Genomic DNA, 21884 nt, shown 5'->3' with positions numbered 1-21884 from the left:
TCGCTCCAATTACATAATTCCTAACCATGAACATGCAATACACAGTACAAAGACTATCGCAATCAACACAATTGGTGAAACTTCCTTTTTCTTAAGTAGCCAATATAAGAAGAAAGTAAATCCTAATGGCAAAATATTTGGAAAGACTTTATCAAGAAAATCTTTCTGTAATGAAACACTGCCTATCTTTACCTTTAAAGACAAGGTAACGTACGAACTTATCAATGCACCAATTACTGTTAATCCCATAATTGAGGCAGATTTAGAAATGATAGTCGAGTTTTCTTGAATTACATCAATTGCTTTTGTTCCCATGTCATAACCTAAGTGGGCAAAAGGAATTCGACATAAGAAGATTGCTAAATAAACTAAGAAGAAAATATTGAGCGAGCGAGAAATTGCACAGCGTTTGAGTATTAGCAGATACACTGTACGAAAAGCCCTTGATGAACTTGAAAAGAAAGGATACATATATAAAGTACATGGGAAAGGAACTTTTGTATCTGAAAAATCTGTTCCATCCTTGGTTTTTACACCCCATCAGGAAATTGCTTCTAAACTCCATGTTGTTACTCGAGACAAAGTAATTAAACTCAAATACCTGCGAACAGCAGACGATGTTCCAATGATGATCGAAGAAACCTATCTTCCGTATTCTAAATTTCCAACACTGACGGTTGATGCACTTTCTAAAAATTCACTTTACTCAATTATGAAAACTGAGTTTAATCAAAGCATCCATGTTGTTAGTGAATCCATGAGAGCTAGTCTAATTTCTTCAAATGAAGCAAAACTATTAAAAGTTGAAGATGGTTCTCCCTGCCTCAATGTGAGACGGACTTCATTCAATAAGTTAAATGAACCAATTGAATTCACTTCCTGTATTGCCCGAGGTGACCAATTTGTTTACAATTACAAATATATACATCAGGATTGATTTCTTTTATTGTATGCAAAAGCCCCACTGCTAATAGCAGTAGGGCTTTTTATATTTGGTCAGTAAGGTTTTTCTTAATTATTGAATTTTTTACTACCTAATTTCATATGGAAGTTAGGATCCTTTGGTGAATTTGGATCAAAGCCCAAAACAGTTGGGACAATCGAAGCCATTACTTGAAGCAACATTGGGAAAATAAAGGTTTCAAAATCTTGAGGCACATCTACATCATAGCCAAAATGATTACCGTTGTTGCTATCTGAAGTGTCAACCAAATACAAGTTATTTGTCCAGTCACCAAGTACTTCAATCATTTTTTCACAACGTGGTTCAGTACCATTATCCAAAATTATAACTGTAGCCTTCTCATTCATTGCATTATAAATACCATGAATAAACTCATCAAAATCATAACCGGTTACAGGGAGCCGACAAGTTTCCAGCACTTTCAAAGCGCCTTCCAAAACATCTCCATACAGCATCCCTGGCCCAACAACGCGTAAATTATCCATCTTCGCTAATTTTTCTTTATGTTCTTCGACCCAATCATAAGCTCTTTGGTATGCATGAGGGAATTGATCTAAGGTAGTATTCAAGTCTTTTAAGTCCTGATCAAATTGATCTTGGCTTAAGTTACCATTTGCTAAACCAATATAGTCAGCTAAAAGCAACAAATTGAGCTTAGTTGAGTAATATCCCTTAGTTTTAGCCCCAGCCTTTTCTTCTCCAATGTTAACTGTCAAAACTTCATCAGCAATTTGATCAATGTAAGCATTTTTTTCTCCAGCCATTGTGCCAATAACACATCCAGCTTCTTTGGCTGTTTTCATTGCATCAAATGTACTAAAGCTACTACCACCTTGGGAAATACCGATAAGCAAAGTGTGAGAATTATCACCAACAAAGAAGTCTGGAGTAAGCATGAATGGATAAAAAGCTAGTACTTCTACACCAGAGCGCTTACGCATTAATGATTGCATTTGCAATCCAGAGTGATAACTGGTGCCTGAACCCGTAATGATAATCTTTTTAATATCTCTTTTTGCTACACTTGCAAAAAGTTCTTTACTTCCTTCGACAATCTTCTTTAATTGATCTGGTGTGCTTGAAATATATTGTTGAATTAAATTCATTTTATCTCCTTATAAAATTCCAATTACGTGTAATAAAATACCTAAAATCAAAACTCCAATAGTTAGTTTTGAAACACTGACTTTCTTTCTGATTAAGCAAAAGACAAGCAAAGTAGTTAATAGTGGCAATAATTTTGGCATAATTTGATCAAAAATGGTTTGCAGCTTTACAGTCGCACCAGTCATTGAGAACTTAAGTGGTGTAACAACTGGTAACATAGTTGCAACCATTCCACCTACTACCATCATGCCAATAATACCAACTATCTGCATTATTTGATCCATGACGCCATTTTTCTGAACTTCGTCCAAAGACTCGACGCCCCATTTATAACCGTATTTTAAGCCAAAAATTCTTATTAGAGTTGCAGGTAAGTTATAAAGAACAAAGAAGAGGATTGGGCCTAAAATACTACCTTGCTTGGCAAATGAGGCACCAATACCAGCTGCAATGACACGGAAAGTACCGAAGAGAATTGAATCCCCGATTCCAGAAAATGGAGCCATTAAAGCTGCTTTAACAGAGTTAATTGAATCTGGGTCAATTGCTGAAGGATTGTTTGCATATTGCTCTTCCATTGCAGAAGAAATTCCCATAATCATTGGTGTCATAGCAGGCGTACAATTGAACAAAGCCAAATGACGCTTTAATGCAGCCGCTCTATCCTTTGTGTTTGAATATAGCCTTTTAATTGCTGGCTCCATTGCGTATGCATAACCAATGTTCTGCATTTTCTCGTAGTTAAATCCACCTTGCAATGCAAATCCTCGCCAGAAAATTGAACGTAAATCTTTTTTAGTTAGTTTTTTGTCAGTCAAAATCAATCGCCCCCTCAGTTAGGTTGTCTTCTGTTTTCTCAGATTTAGTTTCATCCTTGCCATTCGGCTTTTTACCATTGTTACCAAACAAAACGATAATAATTGCCATACAAATTGCAAGCACCGCAATTCCTGTGATATCTAATTTTAGATATGCACATAATAAGAACCCCAAGAAAAAGAAAACAAATAGTTTCTTTGAAAATAACATATCTAGCAGTAGCGCAAATCCAACGGATGGAAGTAAGTTACCTGCTACAGTTAATCCATCTAAAATCACCTTTGGAATAGCATTAATAATCAAATTAATCTTTGATGCTCCCAATAGCATTGCTAAAAATGTTGGAATAAATGCACTGAGAAAGAACAGAATTGTTGTTGACAGCAGCATTAGATTGATTCCTCTAAAGTTAGCAGTCTCAGCATATTTATCTGCTTTATGGGAAAACCATAAGTTAACTACTCTAACCAAAGTTCCTAAGTTAGCTGCTAAAACTGCCACTGGCACCGCAATAGTTAAAGCAATTCCAATTCCCTTATGAGAAATTATTGCTAGCGCAGTTCCAATTACACCACCGGTAACATAATCAGGTGGTGTTGATACACCAATCCCAGCAATTCCCATCCAAATAAGTTCTAGCTGGGCTCCAATAATAATACCTTGCTTAATATCTCCTAAAGCAAGTCCAACAAAAACACTTAATACAATTGGTCTGCCAAATAAAGTTGCACCCAAGACACGTTCATCTAGGATACCTATTCCGGCAATTAAACCAATCAGTAGAGCTTGTACCATTAGTCATCACTCCTTAAGTAAATCATCGAGATCTAGTTTCTTATCTCGAGGTAGCATTCTAAAATCTAGTTCAACGCCTAATTTCTGAATTTCTTTTAGGTCCTCAATATCTTGATCAGAAACTGCTACATAATCATTTAGTTTCTTTTTACCTTCTTCAAATTTTAAGCCGCCCACATTTAATTCTTTAATTGTTCCATTTGAATTTTTTATTAATTGCAAGGCATCCTGAATATTTCTGACTAAAACCAACACCTGTGCCTTTTTAGCAGAAGCAAATTTTTCAACGATTGGTCCAGATTCAGCAACACTACGAATATATAAAGTTACTCCTGCAGGCTTGGCCAAGTTTAAAGCCATTGCCTTAACCTTATCTTTCTGTGCTTCATCGTTTGCTACCAAAATCGTATTAGCACCTGAATTAGAAGTCCACCCGATTGCAACTTGTCCATGTAGCAAGCGCTCGTCAACTCTTACTAATTTAAGCATTATTCTCAACCCCTTCTCTTACTTTTTCACCAACATCAACTATTCCTGCTATCCCTGCATTTTTTAATTGATTGACAAGATCACTTGTACTTAAGTCAGCTGAATCTGTAGTCAGTAATGTTAAAAGCATTGGCAAATTAAGTCCTGAAAGCAAAGTAAAATGATGTCCCTGCAACAAGAGTTCCATAAAAATATTAGTTGCACTTCCACCAAACAAGTCTGTTAATACAATTAAATTCGACTCATCAACAGAGCTAATCATCGCTTCAATTTCTTCTTTAGCTTTAATCGATGACTTATCTTTAGTCATTCCAAAGCAGTTAACATTTTTAATTGGCCCAACAATTAGCTCAGCCGTTTTTTTAAATTCATAGCTCAAATTGCCATGAGTAGCTAAAATAATATCTTTCACATAAAATCCTCCCTTTTTGCTTTTAATTTCTTTCAATTATCTAAGAGCAAAAAGTGTGCCAAGTTAGTGTGCATGAAACTAGTCATGCACAATCAAGTCCCTAATATAAGCGGTTTCAGGGTCATTGATTTTAATTGCAAAACTATTTTCCAGCACACTATTATATTTTTTTAGAACACTAAAGCAGTTATCCCTAACAATTAATTTGTTATCGCCGTTATATTCTTTAATCTCATTTCCTCGAATAATTCTTTCAATCATGTTGGCAATATGAACATATAAAGATATTTGTACACGATTTGAAATTTTCTTGTTTAAATCTTGCTGAACTTCTTGAATGTACTTACCAATAACATTCATAACTTTGTTGGGCGAAATAATCGTTAAGGAATCCAAAATTCGATCTAATGAAAAGTTCTTAATTAACTGTTTTTCCCATGCCTCAAGGTTATCTTGACTAGAATATGGTTTTAGAACAGCTTCTAAGTCTTTGATTTTTTCACCGGTCATTATTTCTTCAAGACCAAAGTAAGGTATTCCTTCAACATCAGGATTATCAATTCCTACAATCGCAACAACATTTTTCTTCTTAAGCAAATCTGAATCTTGGTAATTAACTAGCTCCTTATAGTCATATGCTTCCACTTGCATATTCACTAAACCATGAAAACTTTGGCTTAAAATGTTTTTTATTCTCTGTGCACTACCCATTCCTGTCATACATGTAGTTATGATTGTTGCAGGAATTGATAATTTTGGAACACATAGCTTACTTTCAATTGTATTTTTAGGTAAATTGTCCTGAATTGTTTGTAGATCTTTTTTCAACATTAATTGGTTACCAATCTCAAGCATAATGGACATACTGACATTATTAATTACGAGTAGTTCACAATCACACTCATTTTGGATAGGTTCAATAATCGATTCCAGTGCACCCATATCCATCAGAACGACCAGACCTTCTTGTGGATTAATCCTTTTAATTAAGTCTTTCAAATAACTAATCATTTCTGCTCTGGAAACGTCTGGTTTCAAATCAACTGGAGTATAAATTGCATTTTGTAAAAAGTGATTACAAGTGTCACTCATACTGCTGGCAGTGGCATAACCGTGTGCAACTAAAATTGCTGGTATCTGTGGTAAAACCGTCAAATCATTATTAGAAATCAAAATTGCCAACCAAATGCGATCACATTTTCTCAAGCTAACTTCAAAATGCATTTCGATTAATGGAGCCAATTTATCAATTATCTGTATTTCTGAGCTGAAGAGTTTGTTAACTAAACTAAGATCCATATCTTTAGTAAAATCAATACTTGCTTCATTTCGCATTAAATAGTAAATATAGATTGCTAAATCGTATAGGGATAGGTTCTTAAGATTTAAAAAATCTATCTGAGCCACATCAAAAATACTTGTTATTGCATCAGTGTAATCTGCAATAATTGATCGTTCTGTACTATAAAGCGAATACAGAATTTCGTGAGTTTCTTGTTGAACAATTTCATAATAAGGTTTCCTTTTTTTAACATTACCTAGCTGTAGTTGATCTAGCCTTTGCCACGAATATGACATTTTTGAAAAAAACTCTTTATCATCAATACAAATATGATCTTTTTCCGTATCGTCTGGATGAAAAATTAATTTGTTTTTTTCCTGTGTCATTGCAAAGTTAGTTGTACGTTGCTGCTTTAAAATACTACTTGGTAAATCACCAATCTTAATCTCAACTCGCTGCTTGTTTATAGCTTGTGCATATTTTTTGGCCACAATATTTTGAAGCAAATTCTTTAGTTCCCCAACATTAGCTTTAAAATGGCAATGATTAATCAAACCAATACACTGTTTTGAAATTTCGATATCACAATTAATTCTTTTTGCTTGCTCAATTAGCAAAGTAGTCGTTAAAGCTCTTTTCTCATAGGTCCCTCTTTGATCAAGTGTAGGCAGCTTAATTTTTATTGGGATTCTGCGTAAAAATGTATTTAAGAAGTTCTCTTCTTTTTCAGTTGTTGCAAAGTATAGTCTAGTTCTACTTTCGATTTTTTTAGCGTCATTACCAACCGGAGAATATTTCCCAGTGTCTAAATATGTGAATAACTTTTCTTGTCCTTCTGGACTTAATCGATGTACTTCGTCTAAAAATAAAATCCCGTCGTTAGCTGATGCAAGTGCCCCTGCCTTATCACTGTCTGCTCCAGTAAACGATCCTTTTACGTAACCAAAAAGAACACTAGACAATAATTCTGGGTTATTAGCATACTGCGCACAGTTAATAACGATCAATTGTGCATCAGTGTGTAAAACACCATATGATTTTGCGTATTGAAATAGTTTTTTGATTAAAAAAGTTTTACCTGTCCCAGACTCACCAAAAACGATTGCTGGCAGACCTGCAGGCGGATATAGTAATGATGCTTTTAGTTGCTCAATTACTTCTTTTAAGCTTCCATTCCAGCCGATAATTTCTTTCCAAAGATCATCTTGATATTCATTTTTGAAGTCTTTAATACTATCGTAAGTATTAGTAGAATATGTGTGTTTGTCAAAACGCAGATAAATTACCGGTCTTGTGTTAATTTTAATTAGCTTTTTTCTTTTATATAATTGATTGAGTTTTTTACTTATCACCGAACGCTCAGCATCAGTTTTTTCAACGACAAAATTCGTTGTTGGTGCCTCCATCAAATCATAACTTCTCATGAATAACTGCGTTTGTCGTTTGACCAAGTCCAATATTTCAATTTCTAGATCACTCATAATTTCATGCCTCCCTTTTCCTAAAATGTATCACATGATTAATTAATAAATTTATCAGCTTTTATTTATCATATTTAAGAATACTTTTCAAATCACATTAAGCTTATATCCTTTCATATCAATTTTTTAATAGCAAGGAACTATTTTTGTTCCTTCTCTAATTCTGCTATCTGCTTAGACATTTCTTGAATCTGGGAAATAGGAATCGAAGTGTCAGCCATCATTTCATCTCGCTTGTATCTTAACAAGCTTAATTCAGCGTTTGTATCCTTGCTTGCTGCATTTGGCAACAGTAACTTGCCTTTAGCAATTTGCCACTTTGGAAAATTCAACTCGTTTATGATACTTTTGTCATGCGTAACGATTATTACGGAAAAAGGATAATTTTTTAGAAATGAAGTTAATGCTGTTATAGACGAAATATCTAAAAAGTTATCTGGTTCATCAAGTATTAACATATTATGTTCACCTAACAAAATTTGAGCTAACTTATAGCACACTAATTGTCCCCCACTCAGGCTTGATACTGACATATTCAAGCAATTACCTAAGTGTAAGTCGCCCAATAGCTGTCTAGTAGTCGTTTCATCAAAAACAGTGCTTTTTTTGATTTCATCACCGACTTTTTTAGAGTTGTTAACCTCACTTATAACATCTTGTGTAAAAAAGCCTATTTTTGCTTTAGGGTTTATCCACTCAGCTAATAAATTGTTTATCAATTCAGTTAAAAAGAATGTTTTTCCACAGCCGTTTTCCCCAGTCAAAATAATTTTCTCTTTATTCTTTATTTTTAATGTTTCATCAATTTTGAAAAGCGCTCTATTTTCCCGATAAATAGTTTGTGCATCAATTCTTAACAAGCTGTCTTTTGCCTTCAACTCTAAGTTAGAGACTTTAAAATTATTCAATGTAATTGGATGCCGCGTAACAGGCTTTTTTAATTGACTCATTTCGCGGTCTATCTTTTTAGACATAATTTTGCTTGAGTGCAATAGCTTTTTTTCAATTTTATTCGAGTCCTTTATTTTCCAATCAGACCAAGAGATATTCTTTTTCTTCTTAGTCGCACTATGTCCTTTACTCTCCAATTGCCTTTGTACTTTTCTTAAGTTGTTAATTTTCTTTTTCTTTAATTGATATTGTGTTTCTTCACGCCGTATATCATCTTCTTCCTTTTTTTGATACTCAACATACGTGCCCTTAAATTCATTGACGCTATTATCTTCGATATACCAAACGGTATTTACAACTTCTCTAAGAAATTCTTGGTCATGGCTTACGATTAGCACCGGCTTACTGAAACTATTAAGCGTCTCAACCAACCATTTTTGTTGAACAATATCTAAATTAGCTGTCGGCTCATCAAGTAATAACACAGCTTGTTTACTTTTATTTACCTTTTTGATTGCAGAAGCAATAGCTTCTTTTTCCTTTTCTCCCCCACTTTTTCTGTCATGACTTAAAAGCTGTGGCACCATATATGTATCACAAAGCCTTACTATATTTTCTTTTATGTCCATTGTGCTTGGCTGCTTATTAATTATTCTTAACATAGTAGTCTTGCCAGAGCCGTTAAGTCCTATTAAGCCTATTTTTTGGTGTTGAGTGATGCTTAAGTTGGCAGCAGTGAATAGTTCTTGGCCATTATTGTTTACTTGTAGATTTACAATTTTTATATATTCCATAACTAATCTCCTTACATGTTTAGCATAAAGACTGATATGCAAGTATATTTAAAGTTTTGATATTTTTAGTAAGACACGTTCAAACTCACCACTGAACTTCGTTATAAAGAAAAAAGATCAATATGTTATTAACATATTGATCTTAGTTTTTTATTCAGATAAACAAAAAATTATCGTATGCGGTAAGACAGTCTAGTAAGATTGATTGGCTCACAAAGACTAGCAAAAGATGGTGCATCTTCTATATCAATATCTTTAACATTTAAATTCAAGTGCATATTTAATCTTTTGCTAATCATCTTTATAATTCCTTAATTTTAATTGTTTATTATACACGTTTTTGCACTTAATGGGCAAAAATTTAATCAGACCTACCATAGCCTCTTTAAAAATTTCCACCAACGTTTTATTTTAATTAACCGTATTCTCAATACTGCTTTGGAAATCCTCTTCATATTTCAGTCCATGTATGCAAGCTAAAGGAATATTAACTCCGCGTTGACCCATTACTAAGCCTGCAGCAGACGCCAACATGTCACACAGTGTTTCAGCAGTTCCGGCAGCCTCATTAATTCTTAAACCTTTTAGACCATACAATCCGACAGCTATTTGGTTTGCACCCTTTTTATCTTTCCTTCCATCACTATCAGTGATAATCACACCAACTTTAACACCTAATTCTTGTAAAAAAGTTTGGCTAATTTTTTGCGCAATCGCATCACAATTTTTCGGTAAGGTAATTGCAGTATTATTTTCGCCCTTATCCACTCCGCCACTAGTCAAGCAAAGTCCATTAGGTAACCATGCCCCAATATAGCCATCATCCATTTCTAGCCTTTTGCCAGTTGGATCCCCAGTTTGATCAATTATCACTTGAATTAGACGAGAATCCTTTCTTGGAATTTGTTTATGAATTTTCTGTGCTAAAGCAGAAGGTACTACTTGGTTTAAGTCGACAATATTACCTTCTGCCAACGAGCATATTTTAGAAGCCACACAAATAATATCGCCATTGGACACATTAAATTTCTCTTTTTTTATAGTTTTGGCCAATACTTTTGGCAAGTCACATGCTGTAGTAATTTTTGGTACACCATTAAGTCCGCTAATTGTAATCATCTTTGTCCCTCTACAATATTTTTCGCCTTCTAATAACAAAATATCATTTATATAAAAATAAAAAGTTTCACTCACAATTGCAAGTGAAACTTTTTTAATATAAATATTTCTTTACTGCCTCTTTAGGATCCATCCCCGCACGAATTTTCAATTCTAATTCAATCGCTACATCAGCAATGATTGATTGAGGATCAATCACCTTATAAGGATGATCAGGAGCTTTTTCTTGGGCTAAGGAAAGTTCAGTACAGCCTAACAAAATAACGTTACAGCCGTACTCATCATGCATCTTACGCAAAATACTATGATATAATTCTGCATCCACTACACCCTTTTGCTTGATATTAGTATAAATCAGTTCAGTAACCATCGGCTGAATCTCAGGCCCACCTAGTTCCGCCTGACGGCCAACTGCCGTAATTTCATCAACATATAAATGGTCATAAATTGATCCTTCAGTCGCAATTACACCAATTTTCTGTTCATTAGGATATTCTTCAACAAACCGGTGCACTGCAATCCGCATCATATGCAAGAAAGGGACATCAGTTAGACTAACAAGGTCATCATAAAAATAGTGTGCTGTATTACACGGCATAATAAAGAAATCAGGACCTAATTGCGCCTGTTGTAAAACATCCTCACGCAAATTGATGAAAAAGTTTGGTTTGGAATGGTCTTTAATATAGGCTGTTCGATCAGGTACTTGGGCGTCATTAACCAAAACATAATTTAAATAGTCTTGGTCTTTAGTGATTTTAATTCGGTGGTTAAGTTGTCTTGCAAGACTTTCTGTTGCAATTGTTCCCATACCACCAAGAATTGTAAAAAAGTTTCTCATTTTGCGCTTTTCTCACTATTTAAAGTGCTCGTTCTGTCCTTCCAGCTCATTAATCATTTGCTGGGCTACATTGATATCAGAAGGGTAAGGTGTATTGACTCCGCGAACCTTTTGGAAGCCATCTTCACCCTTACCACAGATTAGAACAACGTCACCATTTTTTGACATACTAATTGCATCATAAATTGCTTTTTGGCGATCTAATTCGATTGTGACATCAACTTTAGAGTGGTCAATTCCCGCGTCAATTTCCTGGCAGATTTCCATTGGATCTTCAAAACCTGGATCATCAGTTGTCAAAAAGGCCTTGTCAGCATAGGCATTCAAACTCTTACTAAAACCAGGACGTCGTGAAATACCCTTATCACCAGGTGCACCGACTACTACTATGATTTTTGGATTATCAAATTCGCGTTGCATGAAGCCCATTAAAGCCATCATTGATGCTTCATTATGAGCATAGTCAACAACTACCACACCATGATCCTTGGTAACTTCAGTTTGCATTCTTCCGGGAACAGATACTTGGCTTATCCCTTTGGCAGCAGGATCATGTTCCATGCCAGCCAAGCCTGCACCAATAACTGCTGCAGTTCCGTTGGATTCGTTAAAATCACCAAGCATCTTCAACTGATAATCACCAGCTATCTTAAGCTGCTTTGCCTTGTCACTAACACAAAGAACTTGGAACTTCGTACGAGCCATATCAAGTTCTTCCGTAGAAAAGCGGAAGTCAATTGTTTGCTTTAAGCTCGGATTGGTGAACTTTTCATCCGCAAATAAGTAAATGCTATCGGGATCTGTTGTTGTGGTAGCTGCTGCGTAGACTTCATCAAAGTGGGCTGTTTGCGCATTGATAATACACTTGCGCGCATTAACCAACAGCTGCAACTTACAATGCAAATAATCCGCAAAATTTGGGTGTTCATTTGGTCCAATATGATCAGGCGAAATGTTCAAAAAGAAGCCTAAATCATAAGTTAAGCCAAAGACGCGGTTACGCTTATAAGCCTGACTAGAAACTTCCATTACCAAATGAGTCATTCCGTTGTCAACTGCTTCACGCATATCACGGAACAAATCAAGCGACTCTGGTGTAGTTAAACTCGACTTAAAAGTATCTTCTGGCTTTTGACCAACAACATTGTTAACAGAAGAAATTAATGCAGTACGTCCACCATTAACCTGATCTAGCATCCCCTTTAAAAAGTAAGAGGTTGTTGTCTTGCCCTTAGTTCCAGTAATTGCAATTACATATAAATCATCTTGTGGAAAACGAAAAAATGCCGCAGATAGCAATGCCATTGCCTTTGAAACATCGCGAACAATCAGTGCGTGCATCCCTTTACCTTCTGGATATGGCTGTTCAGCCACATAACAGTTAGCACCATTATCTTTTGCCATTGATAAATAAGTTGGTCTAAAACCGGCACCTTTACAGAAAAACAAGGTGTTGGTTTTAATATCACGTGAATCGTATGACACATATTCCATTTTGGTCATAACAGTATCTTGAACTGCGCTCGATTTAAGTAAGTGATGTTCTTTTAATATTAAAATACAGGTATTTAAAGAAATACTCATGCTATACCCCTCTATTTGTTATCTAGTCAAAATTATAACACAGCTAGGCTAGAGATTTTGTATTCTTTGGGTCTAATGGCAAACAAATGATAAAACGTGTCCACTTATCGTCGGATTCACAGCGAATCTTGCCATGGTGCAAGTCGACTATGCTCTTCGTAATAGCTAAGCCAAGTCCAGTTCCACCAGTTTGAGTATTCCGCGAGCCTTCCATACGATAAAAGCGCTCAAAAATTTTCTTTAAAGAGTCCTTGGGAATGCGCTCACCGTTATTTTCTACCCGTAATTCAACCTCATTGTTATTAACTAAATTGGCAATCAAGTTTATTTGGGTAGCACCGGTACCATATTTCAAGGCATTAGTAATCAAGTTATTATACACACGCACTAATTTTTCTGGGTCAGCTTGAATCGTCAAGTCTTTGGGTCTTGTTTCAATATTAAAAACAACTCCCTTTTCATCTGCTTCAAATTCAAAACCAGCTGCTACTTGTTCAAGCATTGAAAAAATATGCAGGGAGGTCAGGTTCAAACTAGTATTAGTAGATTTTAGCGTTGTATATTCAAGCAAATCATGTGCAAGTGACTTCATTTGTTCCGCTTTAGAATACGCAATGTTAAGGTAGCGTTGCTGTTCTTCTGGATCGTCTACACCAGATTTAAGCAAGCCGAGATAACCGATAATTGATGTTAATGGCGTCCTAATATCATGTGAGACGTTGCTAATTAATTCATCTTTTGATTGCTCAATTGCCCTTTCTTCATTAATTGCATTTACAGTACTGTCAACTAAAGAATTGATTGAATCAATTACCTTTTGTAAATCGGTTTTCACTTTAAACGAAATAGTGTGGTCAAAATGACCTTGAGCAATATAGTGCAGCTCTGAAATAACATGGCGCAACTGCATTTGGTGATAACGTCTAATTAAACGCCAATATAAGACAATCAAATCGCCGATGCCCATCATGACCAAAAACGTATTTTGCCAGGACCATAGGTGCCGACCCCCAGCAAACGTGATTGTTTTTTTCAAAAAATAAATACCGTTTACTAAGTTCTTATTTTGCAAAATCGTTAAATTGATCAAAATAACAATGGATAAATTGAGTAATAGGAGTAGCACAATTGTAATCACGCCTTCAGCAAACAGTTCACTTTTTTCCGTAGCTGTTAACTTGACATGTTCTTTATTCATTTTTATTTAGGCCTCAACCTTATAACCTACACCCCAGACAGTCTGGATAACGTCTTCGCCGCCAGTAGCTTTCTGGATTTTGTCACGCAAATGCGAAACGTGGACCATTACAGTCTTGGCCGAGACAATAGATTCCTGTTGCCATACTCGTTCGAAAATTTCGTCGGCAGAAAAAACACGATTTGGGTGACTAGCAAGTAAATACAAAATGCCAAATTCCAAAGCTGTTAATTGAATATCTTTGCCATCAATTGTTTTTACTTCGTGTGAATCGCGGTTAATAACTAGAGGGCCGATTTCCAAAACATCTGGTTCATCATCCTTAACTTGCTTTTGACTCCGACGTAAAAGTGAACGTACCCGAGCCATTACTTCAAGCGGATTAAATGGCTTTGAAACGTAGTCATCAGCACCAGTAATTAGGCCCTGAATTTTATCCATGTCGCCGGTTTTAGCTGACACAATAATAATTGGAATATCAGAGTCCTTTCGAACTTCTTTAATTACATCAATTCCGCTCATACTTGGCATCATTACGTCCAAAATCATTAACGAAATATCAGGTGTAGTAGTTAATTTAGTGATAGCTTCTTTACCACTATATGCTATAACCGGAGTATAACCTTCATTCTTTAGATAAATACTCAATAATTCAACAATTTCTTTATCGTCATCGACTACCAAAATTTTCATAGGGCTTTGTCCCTTCTTTTTATTTATTAATTATTGTGAATAATCTCTACCACTTATAGTGTAGCAGACTCTATAATTCATATTTTAGCTAATTTTGTTACAATCACCTAACATTCACACATAACTTATCTTTTTGTTAAAAAAGCCGGACACTTGGCCCAACTTTTAGCTAAAATCATTTATTCCATTCAAGTATTTAATTATCCATTGCCGGTCAATTAAACCAATAAATTTACCATCATGATCCTGAACTGCAACTTTTTCGGCATTACATAAAAGGCTAAGCACTTTAGCCAACTTTTCGTCAGCGCTAATTGTTGGAAGCTGCTCGTTTTCTTGTCCATGATCTTCAGCCAGTCGATTGAACAGGATTGCTTGCCTTACAGGCGTTTCGTAGATATCCTTACCCAAGCTGCCACGGAAAAAGTCTTGGACGAATTGATTAGCCGGATGACGCAAAATCTCATTGGGCTCACCCACTTGGAGCAGCTCACCATCTTTCATGATTCCAATTCGATCTGCTATTTTAAGTGCCTCGCTCATATCATGGGTGACAAACACAATTGTGTTATGTAGATTTTCATGCAGGTCGACAACTAAGTCTTGTAAGTTAGTTCGAGATAATGGATCAAGCGCACTAAACGGTTCGTCCATTAAAACAATTGGTGGCTGAGAAGCAATCGCACGTAAAATACCTATTCGTTGTTGCTCTCCACCAGATAATTCACTAGGATAGCGAGAAGAATAGCTTTTAGGATCAAGTCCTACTTCGGCTAACAATTGCTCAGTTTTCCTTTGCTGCTTCTTATCATTGCGCCGACATTCGCCCTTAATTTCTGGAATTAGCGAGATGTTTTGAGCAACGGTCATATTCGGAAATAATGCAATTTGTTGTAAAACATAACCAATATTCCAGCGCAATTTCTGTAAATCATATGAAGTAGTTGGTTGCTCATTTACCAGTACTTGTCCGGTCGTAGGGTCTTCCAATCGGTTAATCATCTTAATTGATGTTGTTTTACCACTACCTGAATTTCCAACTAAGACGAACAATTCACCCTGCTTAATTTCGAGATTAAGGTCATTAATTACTAACTTATCGGCAAAAGATTTTTTTACATGATCAAATTTTATTGCTGTCGTCATCTTAATTCTCCTTAATCAAATGATGCTTAACCAAGTATTGGTGTGCAACTTTGCCAGGATCAACGTTTTTTACGTTAACTTCATAGTTCATTTCCTGCATTTCTTTTTCAGTAATCTTACCGGCAAGCTTATTTAGACTTTGAACAATCTTTGGATGTTTATTGGCAAAATCTATGCTCATTAAAGGCGCACCCTGATAAATAGGAAAATTATGTTTATCATCCCGCAGAATGCTCAAGTGGTATTGCCGGAGCTCACTATCAGTAGAATAGGCATCAACAATATTTACCTTGTTTTGTTGAATTGCTTGGTAACGTAGTGCTGGTTCCATTGACTTAACAGGAAAGTCAATATCATAACGCTTTTTAATTCCTTTGAAACCATCACCACGATCAATGAATTCCATGGTCATTCCACCCTTTAATTGAGACTGAATTGGTGCTAAATCGCTTATTTTATGCAGATGATGCTTGTTCATAAATGAAGTTTTTACTGCTAACGCATACGTATTGTCGTACACCATTGGCTTTAGCAAAGCTAACTTGTCTTGCTGTTTCATTAATTGCCGAGCTTTTTGATAAGTTTGCTGTTCGTCAAGCCCGGAAGTTGAAATTGGCTTTTTAGCAAAAGTCTCTAAGATTGTCCCGGTAAATTCTGGATAAATGTCAATTTTATTATTTTTAAGTGCACTATATAAAAAAGTAGTCTTACCAAAATTCGGCTTCAAAACAACTTTAACGTGTGCATCGCCATCTTCAATTAATTCCTTATACATATTAATCAAGATTTCTGGCTCTGAACCAAGTTTACCTGCAATAGTAATTGTTTCCGTGTGATTCTCCACAGCCTGATAAATACCTGACCCTGCTAGGAAAAACAGACAAACTGCCAAAACGCCTAAAGCCTTTTTCACAGATGCATGCTCAAGCCATTTAATTAGAGCGCTCAAGCAGATTGCCAGTGCACCTGAACAAACCGCACCAATAATAATCAAAGCAGTATTATTGCGATCAATTCCCAGTAAAATAAAACTACCTAGACCACCTGCACCAATTAATGCAGCCATTGTCGCAGTTCCAACAATCAACACCAGTGCAGTTCGAATACCAGAAATAATTGTTGGTAAAGCTAGCGGTATCTCAACCTTGCATAACTTCTGCATCCTTGACATGCCGAAGGCATTTGCAGCTTCTTCTAATGCCGGATCAATTCCAGTTAGGCCGATATAAGTGTTTTGAAAAATTGGCAGTAACGCGTAGACAACAAGTGCAATTACTGCTGGAACAGTGCCAATTCCAACAAGTGGAATTAATAATCCCAAAAGAGCTAGCGAAGGAATCGTTTGTAAAATACTAGTCACCTGTAAGAGAAATTCCGCCGCCTTTTTGTGCTTCGTTGCCCAAAAAGCAAGCGGCATGGCAATTATCATCGCCAACAATAGCGAAACAAGCGAAATTTGTAAGTGCTGTAAGAGTGCTACCCACAAATCGCCCCTGCGTTCGCTCAGAATTTGAAGTATTTGGTTCATCACTAATTTCCTTTTATTAATACCACATGCATGCTAATGCTGAATATAGTATTTTTAACCTATCATTATAATTTTATCTTTGTATAATGATAACACAAACAAGTGTTCTAAGCCAAACATCTGCTTTACGGTATTTCCTTTATTGGAGCCCTTTTATGAGCATACAAAAAAATCCCAACCTCTTCTAATAAGAGATTAGGATTTCTTAATTTAAGACTATTCGATTTCCTTTTTACCAGTATATAACTCGTAGTAATAGCCTTTTTCTTTCAATAGTTCTTTGTGATTACCAGCTTCAATAATGTGACCATGGTCGAGAACCAGAATCAAGTCAGAGTTAACAATTGTCGATAACCGGTGGGCAATTACAAAACTAGTTCGTCCAGCCAACAGGTTATCCATTCCGGCTTGAACAAGTTTCTCAGTTTGAGTATCAATACTTGAAGTTGCTTCATCCAGAATCATTACTGGCTCATCAGCAATCATTGCTCGTGCAATACTTAGTAACTGCATTTGACCTTGAGAAAGATCTCCACCATTACCATCAATTACAGTCTTATAGCCTTCATCTAGATTATGGATGAATTCATCAGCATGCGATAAATGCGCTGCTTGGTAAACATCATCATCACTTGCTTCCATATTACCAAATCTGATGTTATCCATTACAGTTCCGGTAAACAGGTGAGTTTCCTGCAAAACAATTGATAGTGAATGACGCAAGTCATCCTTCTTGATTCTGCTAATTGGAATGCCATCGTAGGTAATTGTTCCTGAATTAATCTCATAGAACCGATTAATCATATTGGAAATAGTTGTTTTACCCGCACCGGTTTCACCAACAAGTGCAACTTTCATTCCTGGTTTTGCATCAAGAGAAATGTTATACAAAATTTGTTTATTTGGTGAGTAGCCAAAGTTAACATTGTCAAATACAATGTGACCTTTGACAGTTACTTGCTTAACAGATCCATCTTTTTGAGGAACATTCCAGTGCCATGCACCCTTAACGTCGCGGTCCTTAGTGATAGTTACATCACCATCATCAGTTTCAACCGGTTCATCTTCTAAATCAAAAATTCGTTTAGCACCAGCCAAAGCCATTACGATTGAGTTTAATTGTTGCGAAATTTGCGCAATTGGCATTGAGAACTGTTTTGCTAGTTGCAAGAAGGCACCAATCACACCCAATGAAATTGGTGCGAGGTGGTTAAGTGAAACGGCACCACCAATAACTGCAATCAAAACATAAAGTAAGTTACCCATGTTACCCATAATGGGGAACAAGACAGTAGCATATGTATTTGCCTTACCAGCTGCATTTTCTAGGGCATGATTGTAAGTTTCAAACTCCTCTTCAACTTCTGGCTCATGACTGAAGACCTTGATAACTTTCAGTCCATTAAGCATTTCTTCGTTATAGCCGTTAACTTGCCCAAGTTCTTTTTGTTGCAATTGGAAGTAGTGCGATGAACGAGAAGTTAGGAAACGCACAATTCCTAGTGACAGCACAAACATCACTAAAGTGAAAATTGTTAGCTGCCAACTTAAAGTAAACATTGCCACTAATGCAAAGACAATATTTAAAGTTGAGTTCATAAATTGCGGAATTGACTGGGAGATCATTTGCATTAATGTATCAATATCGTTTGTATAACGACTCATGATATCGCCATAGTCATTTTCATCAAAATATGAAATTGGCAATTTTTCCATGTGCTCAAACATTTCATTACGTACCCGATACTGAACCTTTTGAGCTAAAACAGCCATTAAGACGGCAAACAGGTAACTAGAAATAAAACCAATTGCATAAAAACCAAACATCACCACAATTGCTTGCCAAAGTGGACCAAAATTTGGATGTGCTTGTTTTGTTAGAGGAATAATATAAACATTAATTAACCGTTCAATAAATAGTGATCCAATTATGTTAGCCCCTGCCGACAAAATAATGGCGATGATAGATGTAATAAGCATCCAAGGACTAGTATTTGCGATTAACTTCAATAATCTAAATAAGGTAGTAGTTCGCTGCCCCTTCATTTCTGCATTTTTATTTGTCACTGCTTTATCCAAATTCATCACCTACTTCTTTTGTTCTTCTTGGAATTTAGCAATTGAGCTATACAGATCGTTACGTTTCATCAACTCATCATGGTTACCAATATCTTGAATGTTTCCATCATCCATTACGATAATTCGATCTGCATCCTTAATTGAAACAATTCGTTGGGAAATGATAATTTTAGTCGTATCAGGCATTTCTTGTGCTAACGATTCACGAATTTCACGTTCCGTTTGCGTATCAACTGCCGAAGTCGAGTCGTCCAAAATTAAAATTTTCGGTTTCTTCAAAAGTGCTCTGGCAATAGTAATTCTTTGTTTTTGTCCACCAGAAACATTGTTACCGCCTTGTTCAACCATTGTGTCGTATTTATCAGGCATTTCCTGAATAAAGTCATCTGCATGGGCAATCTTTGAAGCAGCTAAAATTTGTTCATCAGTTGCATTCTCATTTCCCCATTTTAAATTGTCCTTAATTGTACCAGAGAATAACACGTTGTTTTGCAAAACAACCGCAACATTATCACGTAAAGTCTTTAAGTCATAAGATTTAACGTTATGTCCTGAAACGCGAACTGCACCCGAGTCCGTATCATATAAGCGCGGAATCATTGAAACTAAAGTTGATTTTGATGAACCAGTTTTACCAATGATACCTAGTGTTTCACCAGGCTTAATCTTCAAGTTTATATCATGCAAAGCGTAGTTCTTATCATCCGGATTGTATTTAAAGTTAACGTGATCAAAGATGACTTCACCATTAGTAACTTCTTTTAATGGCTTACGTGGGTTTTCAATAGATGGCTTCTCATTGATTACTTCAGCAATTCTTCGACCACTAGCAGCTGAAACGACAAGCTGGGTAAAGATCATTGCTAAAATATTCAGACTGTTTAAAACGGAGTTTGAATATGAGAACATTGAAATCAATTGACCGGCTTGTAAAGTACCACCAACGATTTCCTTTGCACCAAACCAGCAAATTGCTAAGTTTGAAATATTCAAAACAGCTATCACAACCATTGAGTTAAGTGACATGATTTTTTGTGCTGTTGAAAATAGCTTGTAAATAAAGCCAGACGACTTCTTAAACTTAGTCGTTTGCTCATCTTCTTGAACATATGTCTTAACTTCACGAATACCACGGATGTTTTCACGAACCACTTGGTTCATCTGATCGTAGCCCCTAAAAATTTTAGGGAAATATGGGTTAGCACTTTTAATAATAAGTGCCATGATAATCACGAAAACAGGAGCAATAACGACAAAGATTAACGACAATCTAGGGCTGATGATTAGAGACATAATGATTGAAACAATCAACATCATTGGTGCTCTAACAGCAATTCTGATCAGCATTTGATATGCCATTTGAATGTTGTTAACATCTGTCGTCATTCTAGTTACAAGACTGGAGCTGGAAAATTTATCGATATTTTCAAACGAAAAGTCTTGAACATGGTAAAACATATCTTTTCGCAGATTAGCAGCAAAACCTGCTGCAGCGTGAGCGGAGAAATAGCTCGCACCTGCACCTAAAACAAGTGACACAATTGTAATCACGAACAACAGCAAACCTGTTTTCATGATATACGGCATGTTACCCTTCATGATTCCATTATCAATTAAAATACCAACTAAATATGGTATCAGCATTTCAATGATAACCTCACCAATAACAAAAAGTGGGGACAGCAAAGATTGCTTCTTGTACTGCCTAATTGATTTACGCAGTGTATTAATCATTAAGTACCTCTTTCTATCCACGGGAAAATAGCTATTTCTCGGAGTGCAAATTTTAATTTAAAAGGATAAATAGACTTAAAAATCTATTTATCCTTGTAAATATATAGTTATTTAATTATAGACCTTTTTTTTACAAAAAGCACCTATTTGTTTGTTGTCGCCGGATTAAAAACTGAACCAATTATTTGGAAGTGACGACGGAATACCCAACGAATTCCATATGCTGCAACTGCAATAATAATGTTAGCTACTCCAGACAAAACAGGATTAATAATTCTTAATGCTGGAATTGCCAATACCCAGAAGCAAGCAAACAGAATTACCAACATCAGAACAAAGCCCCAAATCAGTTTTGACCAAGGAATTTTTCTGTTCTTTCCAGCTGAAGGTAAAACCCATTCATTATATTTGGTCATGAAGACACCCATTACACCACCTACAAGAACTAGTGACAAAATTCCCATTTGCGAATTATTCTTTGAGTTTGGCGTAAAGAGTGCAATAACACCAAAAATACCAACAAATAATGCAATATATAAAAGTGCACTATCTACTGCATATTGCCAAAATGGAATATCAGCCGCAGTCTTTTTCTTTGGCTTTAACATATCAGCTGCCTTGAGCTTTGGTGCCATGCCATAAAAAGTAGAAGCTGGTTGACCATGACGTTGAGCAACGACTAGGTCAGCCAATAAATCATCAACCCGTTTATTTGCATCTTCAGCGCTCATTTTGCCTTGAGTTTCTAATTCTTTTTGCAAGCGATAAATGTAATCAGAGTTTTTATTACTTAACTGCTGACGCAGTTGCTCCGGATTCATTTCCTTCACTTCATCGTCTTTGTTTTGACTCTCAACTTTTTCTTTCAGCTTTTCCTGCTTACTCGTATCTATTTTTACTTCTTCTTCAGTTTTCTTTTCAGCCATTA

General features: G+C 35.9%; 18 protein-coding genes and 1 pseudogene. 1 reads left to right on the top strand and 18 read right to left on the bottom strand.

Annotated elements, in window-relative coordinates; translation table 11 throughout:
- Positions 1 to 9: 9 nt before the first annotated feature.
- Positions 10 to 381: pseudogene (locus tag H3T48_RS07055) on the bottom strand (PTS system mannose/fructose/sorbose family transporter subunit IID); the annotation flags it as partial.
- A 1-nt stretch (position 382) separates the two neighbouring features.
- Here H3T48_RS07055 and H3T48_RS07050 point away from each other — a divergent pair.
- Complete coding sequence (locus H3T48_RS07050) at positions 383 to 937, top strand: GntR family transcriptional regulator (RefSeq protein ID WP_232349903.1); 555 nt, start codon at positions 383 to 385, stop codon at positions 935 to 937.
- A gap of 74 nt (positions 938 to 1011) precedes the next feature.
- Here H3T48_RS07050 and H3T48_RS07045 read toward each other — a convergent pair whose 3' ends face one another.
- The 17 genes from H3T48_RS07045 to H3T48_RS06965 all read right to left on the bottom strand — a co-directional run bounded on the left by H3T48_RS07045 (position 1012) and on the right by H3T48_RS06965 (position 21882).
- A complete protein-coding gene (locus H3T48_RS07045) occupies positions 1012 to 2070 on the bottom strand; it encodes an SIS domain-containing protein (protein WP_198188979.1) in 1059 nt (352 codons plus the stop codon).
- Between the two features lie 9 nt (positions 2071 to 2079).
- The gene (locus H3T48_RS07040) at positions 2080 to 2889 is read right to left on the bottom strand and encodes a PTS system mannose/fructose/sorbose family transporter subunit IID (protein WP_074426002.1); all 810 of its coding nucleotides are present in this window, start codon (positions 2887 to 2889) and stop codon (positions 2080 to 2082) included.
- Positions 2882 to 3685 (bottom strand): PTS sugar transporter subunit IIC, encoded by an 804-nt coding sequence (locus H3T48_RS07035; RefSeq protein ID WP_074426003.1) that lies wholly within the window; start codon positions 3683 to 3685, stop codon positions 2882 to 2884. The genes H3T48_RS07040 and H3T48_RS07035 overlap by 8 nt, the downstream gene beginning before the upstream one ends.
- Positions 3686 to 3691: 6 nt before the next feature.
- Positions 3692 to 4174, bottom strand: coding sequence for a PTS sugar transporter subunit IIB (locus tag H3T48_RS07030; protein WP_074426004.1), 483 nt, complete (start codon positions 4172 to 4174; stop codon positions 3692 to 3694).
- Entirely contained in the window at positions 4167 to 4622 is a 456-nt protein-coding gene (locus tag H3T48_RS07025; protein WP_232349902.1) for a PTS sugar transporter subunit IIA, read from the bottom strand. Before H3T48_RS07025 ends, H3T48_RS07030 begins: the two co-directional genes overlap by 8 nt.
- Before the next feature lie 42 nt (positions 4623 to 4664).
- The gene (locus H3T48_RS07020; protein WP_198188978.1) at positions 4665 to 7349 is read right to left on the bottom strand and encodes a sigma 54-interacting transcriptional regulator; all 2685 of its coding nucleotides are present in this window, start codon (positions 7347 to 7349) and stop codon (positions 4665 to 4667) included.
- A 140-nt stretch (positions 7350 to 7489) separates the two neighbouring features.
- Positions 7490 to 9034, bottom strand: a complete 1545-nt coding sequence (locus H3T48_RS07015; protein WP_198188977.1) for an ATP-binding cassette domain-containing protein — start codon at positions 9032 to 9034, stop codon at positions 7490 to 7492.
- A gap of 411 nt (positions 9035 to 9445) precedes the next feature.
- Entirely contained in the window at positions 9446 to 10153 is a 708-nt protein-coding gene (locus tag H3T48_RS07010) for a coenzyme F420-0:L-glutamate ligase (RefSeq protein ID WP_198188976.1), read from the bottom strand.
- 94 nt (positions 10154 to 10247) lie between these two features.
- Entirely contained in the window at positions 10248 to 10994 is a 747-nt protein-coding gene (locus H3T48_RS07005) for an aspartate/glutamate racemase family protein (protein WP_198188975.1), read from the bottom strand.
- 15 nt (positions 10995 to 11009) lie between these two features.
- On the bottom strand, positions 11010 to 12578 hold the full coding sequence (locus H3T48_RS07000; RefSeq protein ID WP_122034203.1) for a UDP-N-acetylmuramoyl-L-alanyl-D-glutamate--2,6-diaminopimelate ligase: 1569 nt from the start codon (positions 12576 to 12578) through the stop codon (positions 11010 to 11012).
- Between the two features lie 43 nt (positions 12579 to 12621).
- A complete protein-coding gene (locus H3T48_RS06995) occupies positions 12622 to 13776 on the bottom strand; it encodes a cell wall metabolism sensor histidine kinase WalK (protein WP_074426012.1) in 1155 nt (384 codons plus the stop codon).
- 6 nt (positions 13777 to 13782) lie between these two features.
- Positions 13783 to 14469 carry a response regulator transcription factor gene (locus H3T48_RS06990; RefSeq protein ID WP_046305986.1) on the bottom strand — a complete coding sequence of 229 codons (687 nt, stop codon included), beginning with the start codon at positions 14467 to 14469 and terminating at the stop codon, positions 13783 to 13785.
- A 165-nt stretch (positions 14470 to 14634) separates the two neighbouring features.
- The gene (locus H3T48_RS06985; RefSeq protein ID WP_198188974.1) at positions 14635 to 15615 is read right to left on the bottom strand and encodes an ABC transporter ATP-binding protein; all 981 of its coding nucleotides are present in this window, start codon (positions 15613 to 15615) and stop codon (positions 14635 to 14637) included.
- A gap of 1 nt (position 15616) precedes the next feature.
- Positions 15617 to 17143, bottom strand: coding sequence for an ABC transporter permease/substrate-binding protein (locus H3T48_RS06980; protein ID WP_198188973.1), 1527 nt, complete (start codon positions 17141 to 17143; stop codon positions 15617 to 15619).
- 216 nt (positions 17144 to 17359) lie between these two features.
- Positions 17360 to 19228 (bottom strand): ABC transporter ATP-binding protein, encoded by a 1869-nt coding sequence (locus tag H3T48_RS06975; protein ID WP_198188972.1) that lies wholly within the window; start codon positions 19226 to 19228, stop codon positions 17360 to 17362.
- 3 nt (positions 19229 to 19231) lie between these two features.
- Positions 19232 to 20956, bottom strand: coding sequence for an ABC transporter ATP-binding protein (locus H3T48_RS06970; protein ID WP_122034197.1), 1725 nt, complete (start codon positions 20954 to 20956; stop codon positions 19232 to 19234).
- Between the two features lie 143 nt (positions 20957 to 21099).
- Positions 21100 to 21882 carry a DUF1129 family protein gene (locus tag H3T48_RS06965; RefSeq protein WP_187158522.1) on the bottom strand — a complete coding sequence of 261 codons (783 nt, stop codon included), beginning with the start codon at positions 21880 to 21882 and terminating at the stop codon, positions 21100 to 21102.
- Positions 21883 to 21884: the final 2 nt, after the last annotated feature.

The sequence above is a fragment of the Lactobacillus sp. M0403 genome (assembly GCF_016101265.1).
GTDB classification, from domain to species: Bacteria; Bacillota; Bacilli; order Lactobacillales; family Lactobacillaceae; genus Lactobacillus; species Lactobacillus apis.
This window is presented reverse-complemented; position numbering and strand designations above follow the sequence as displayed.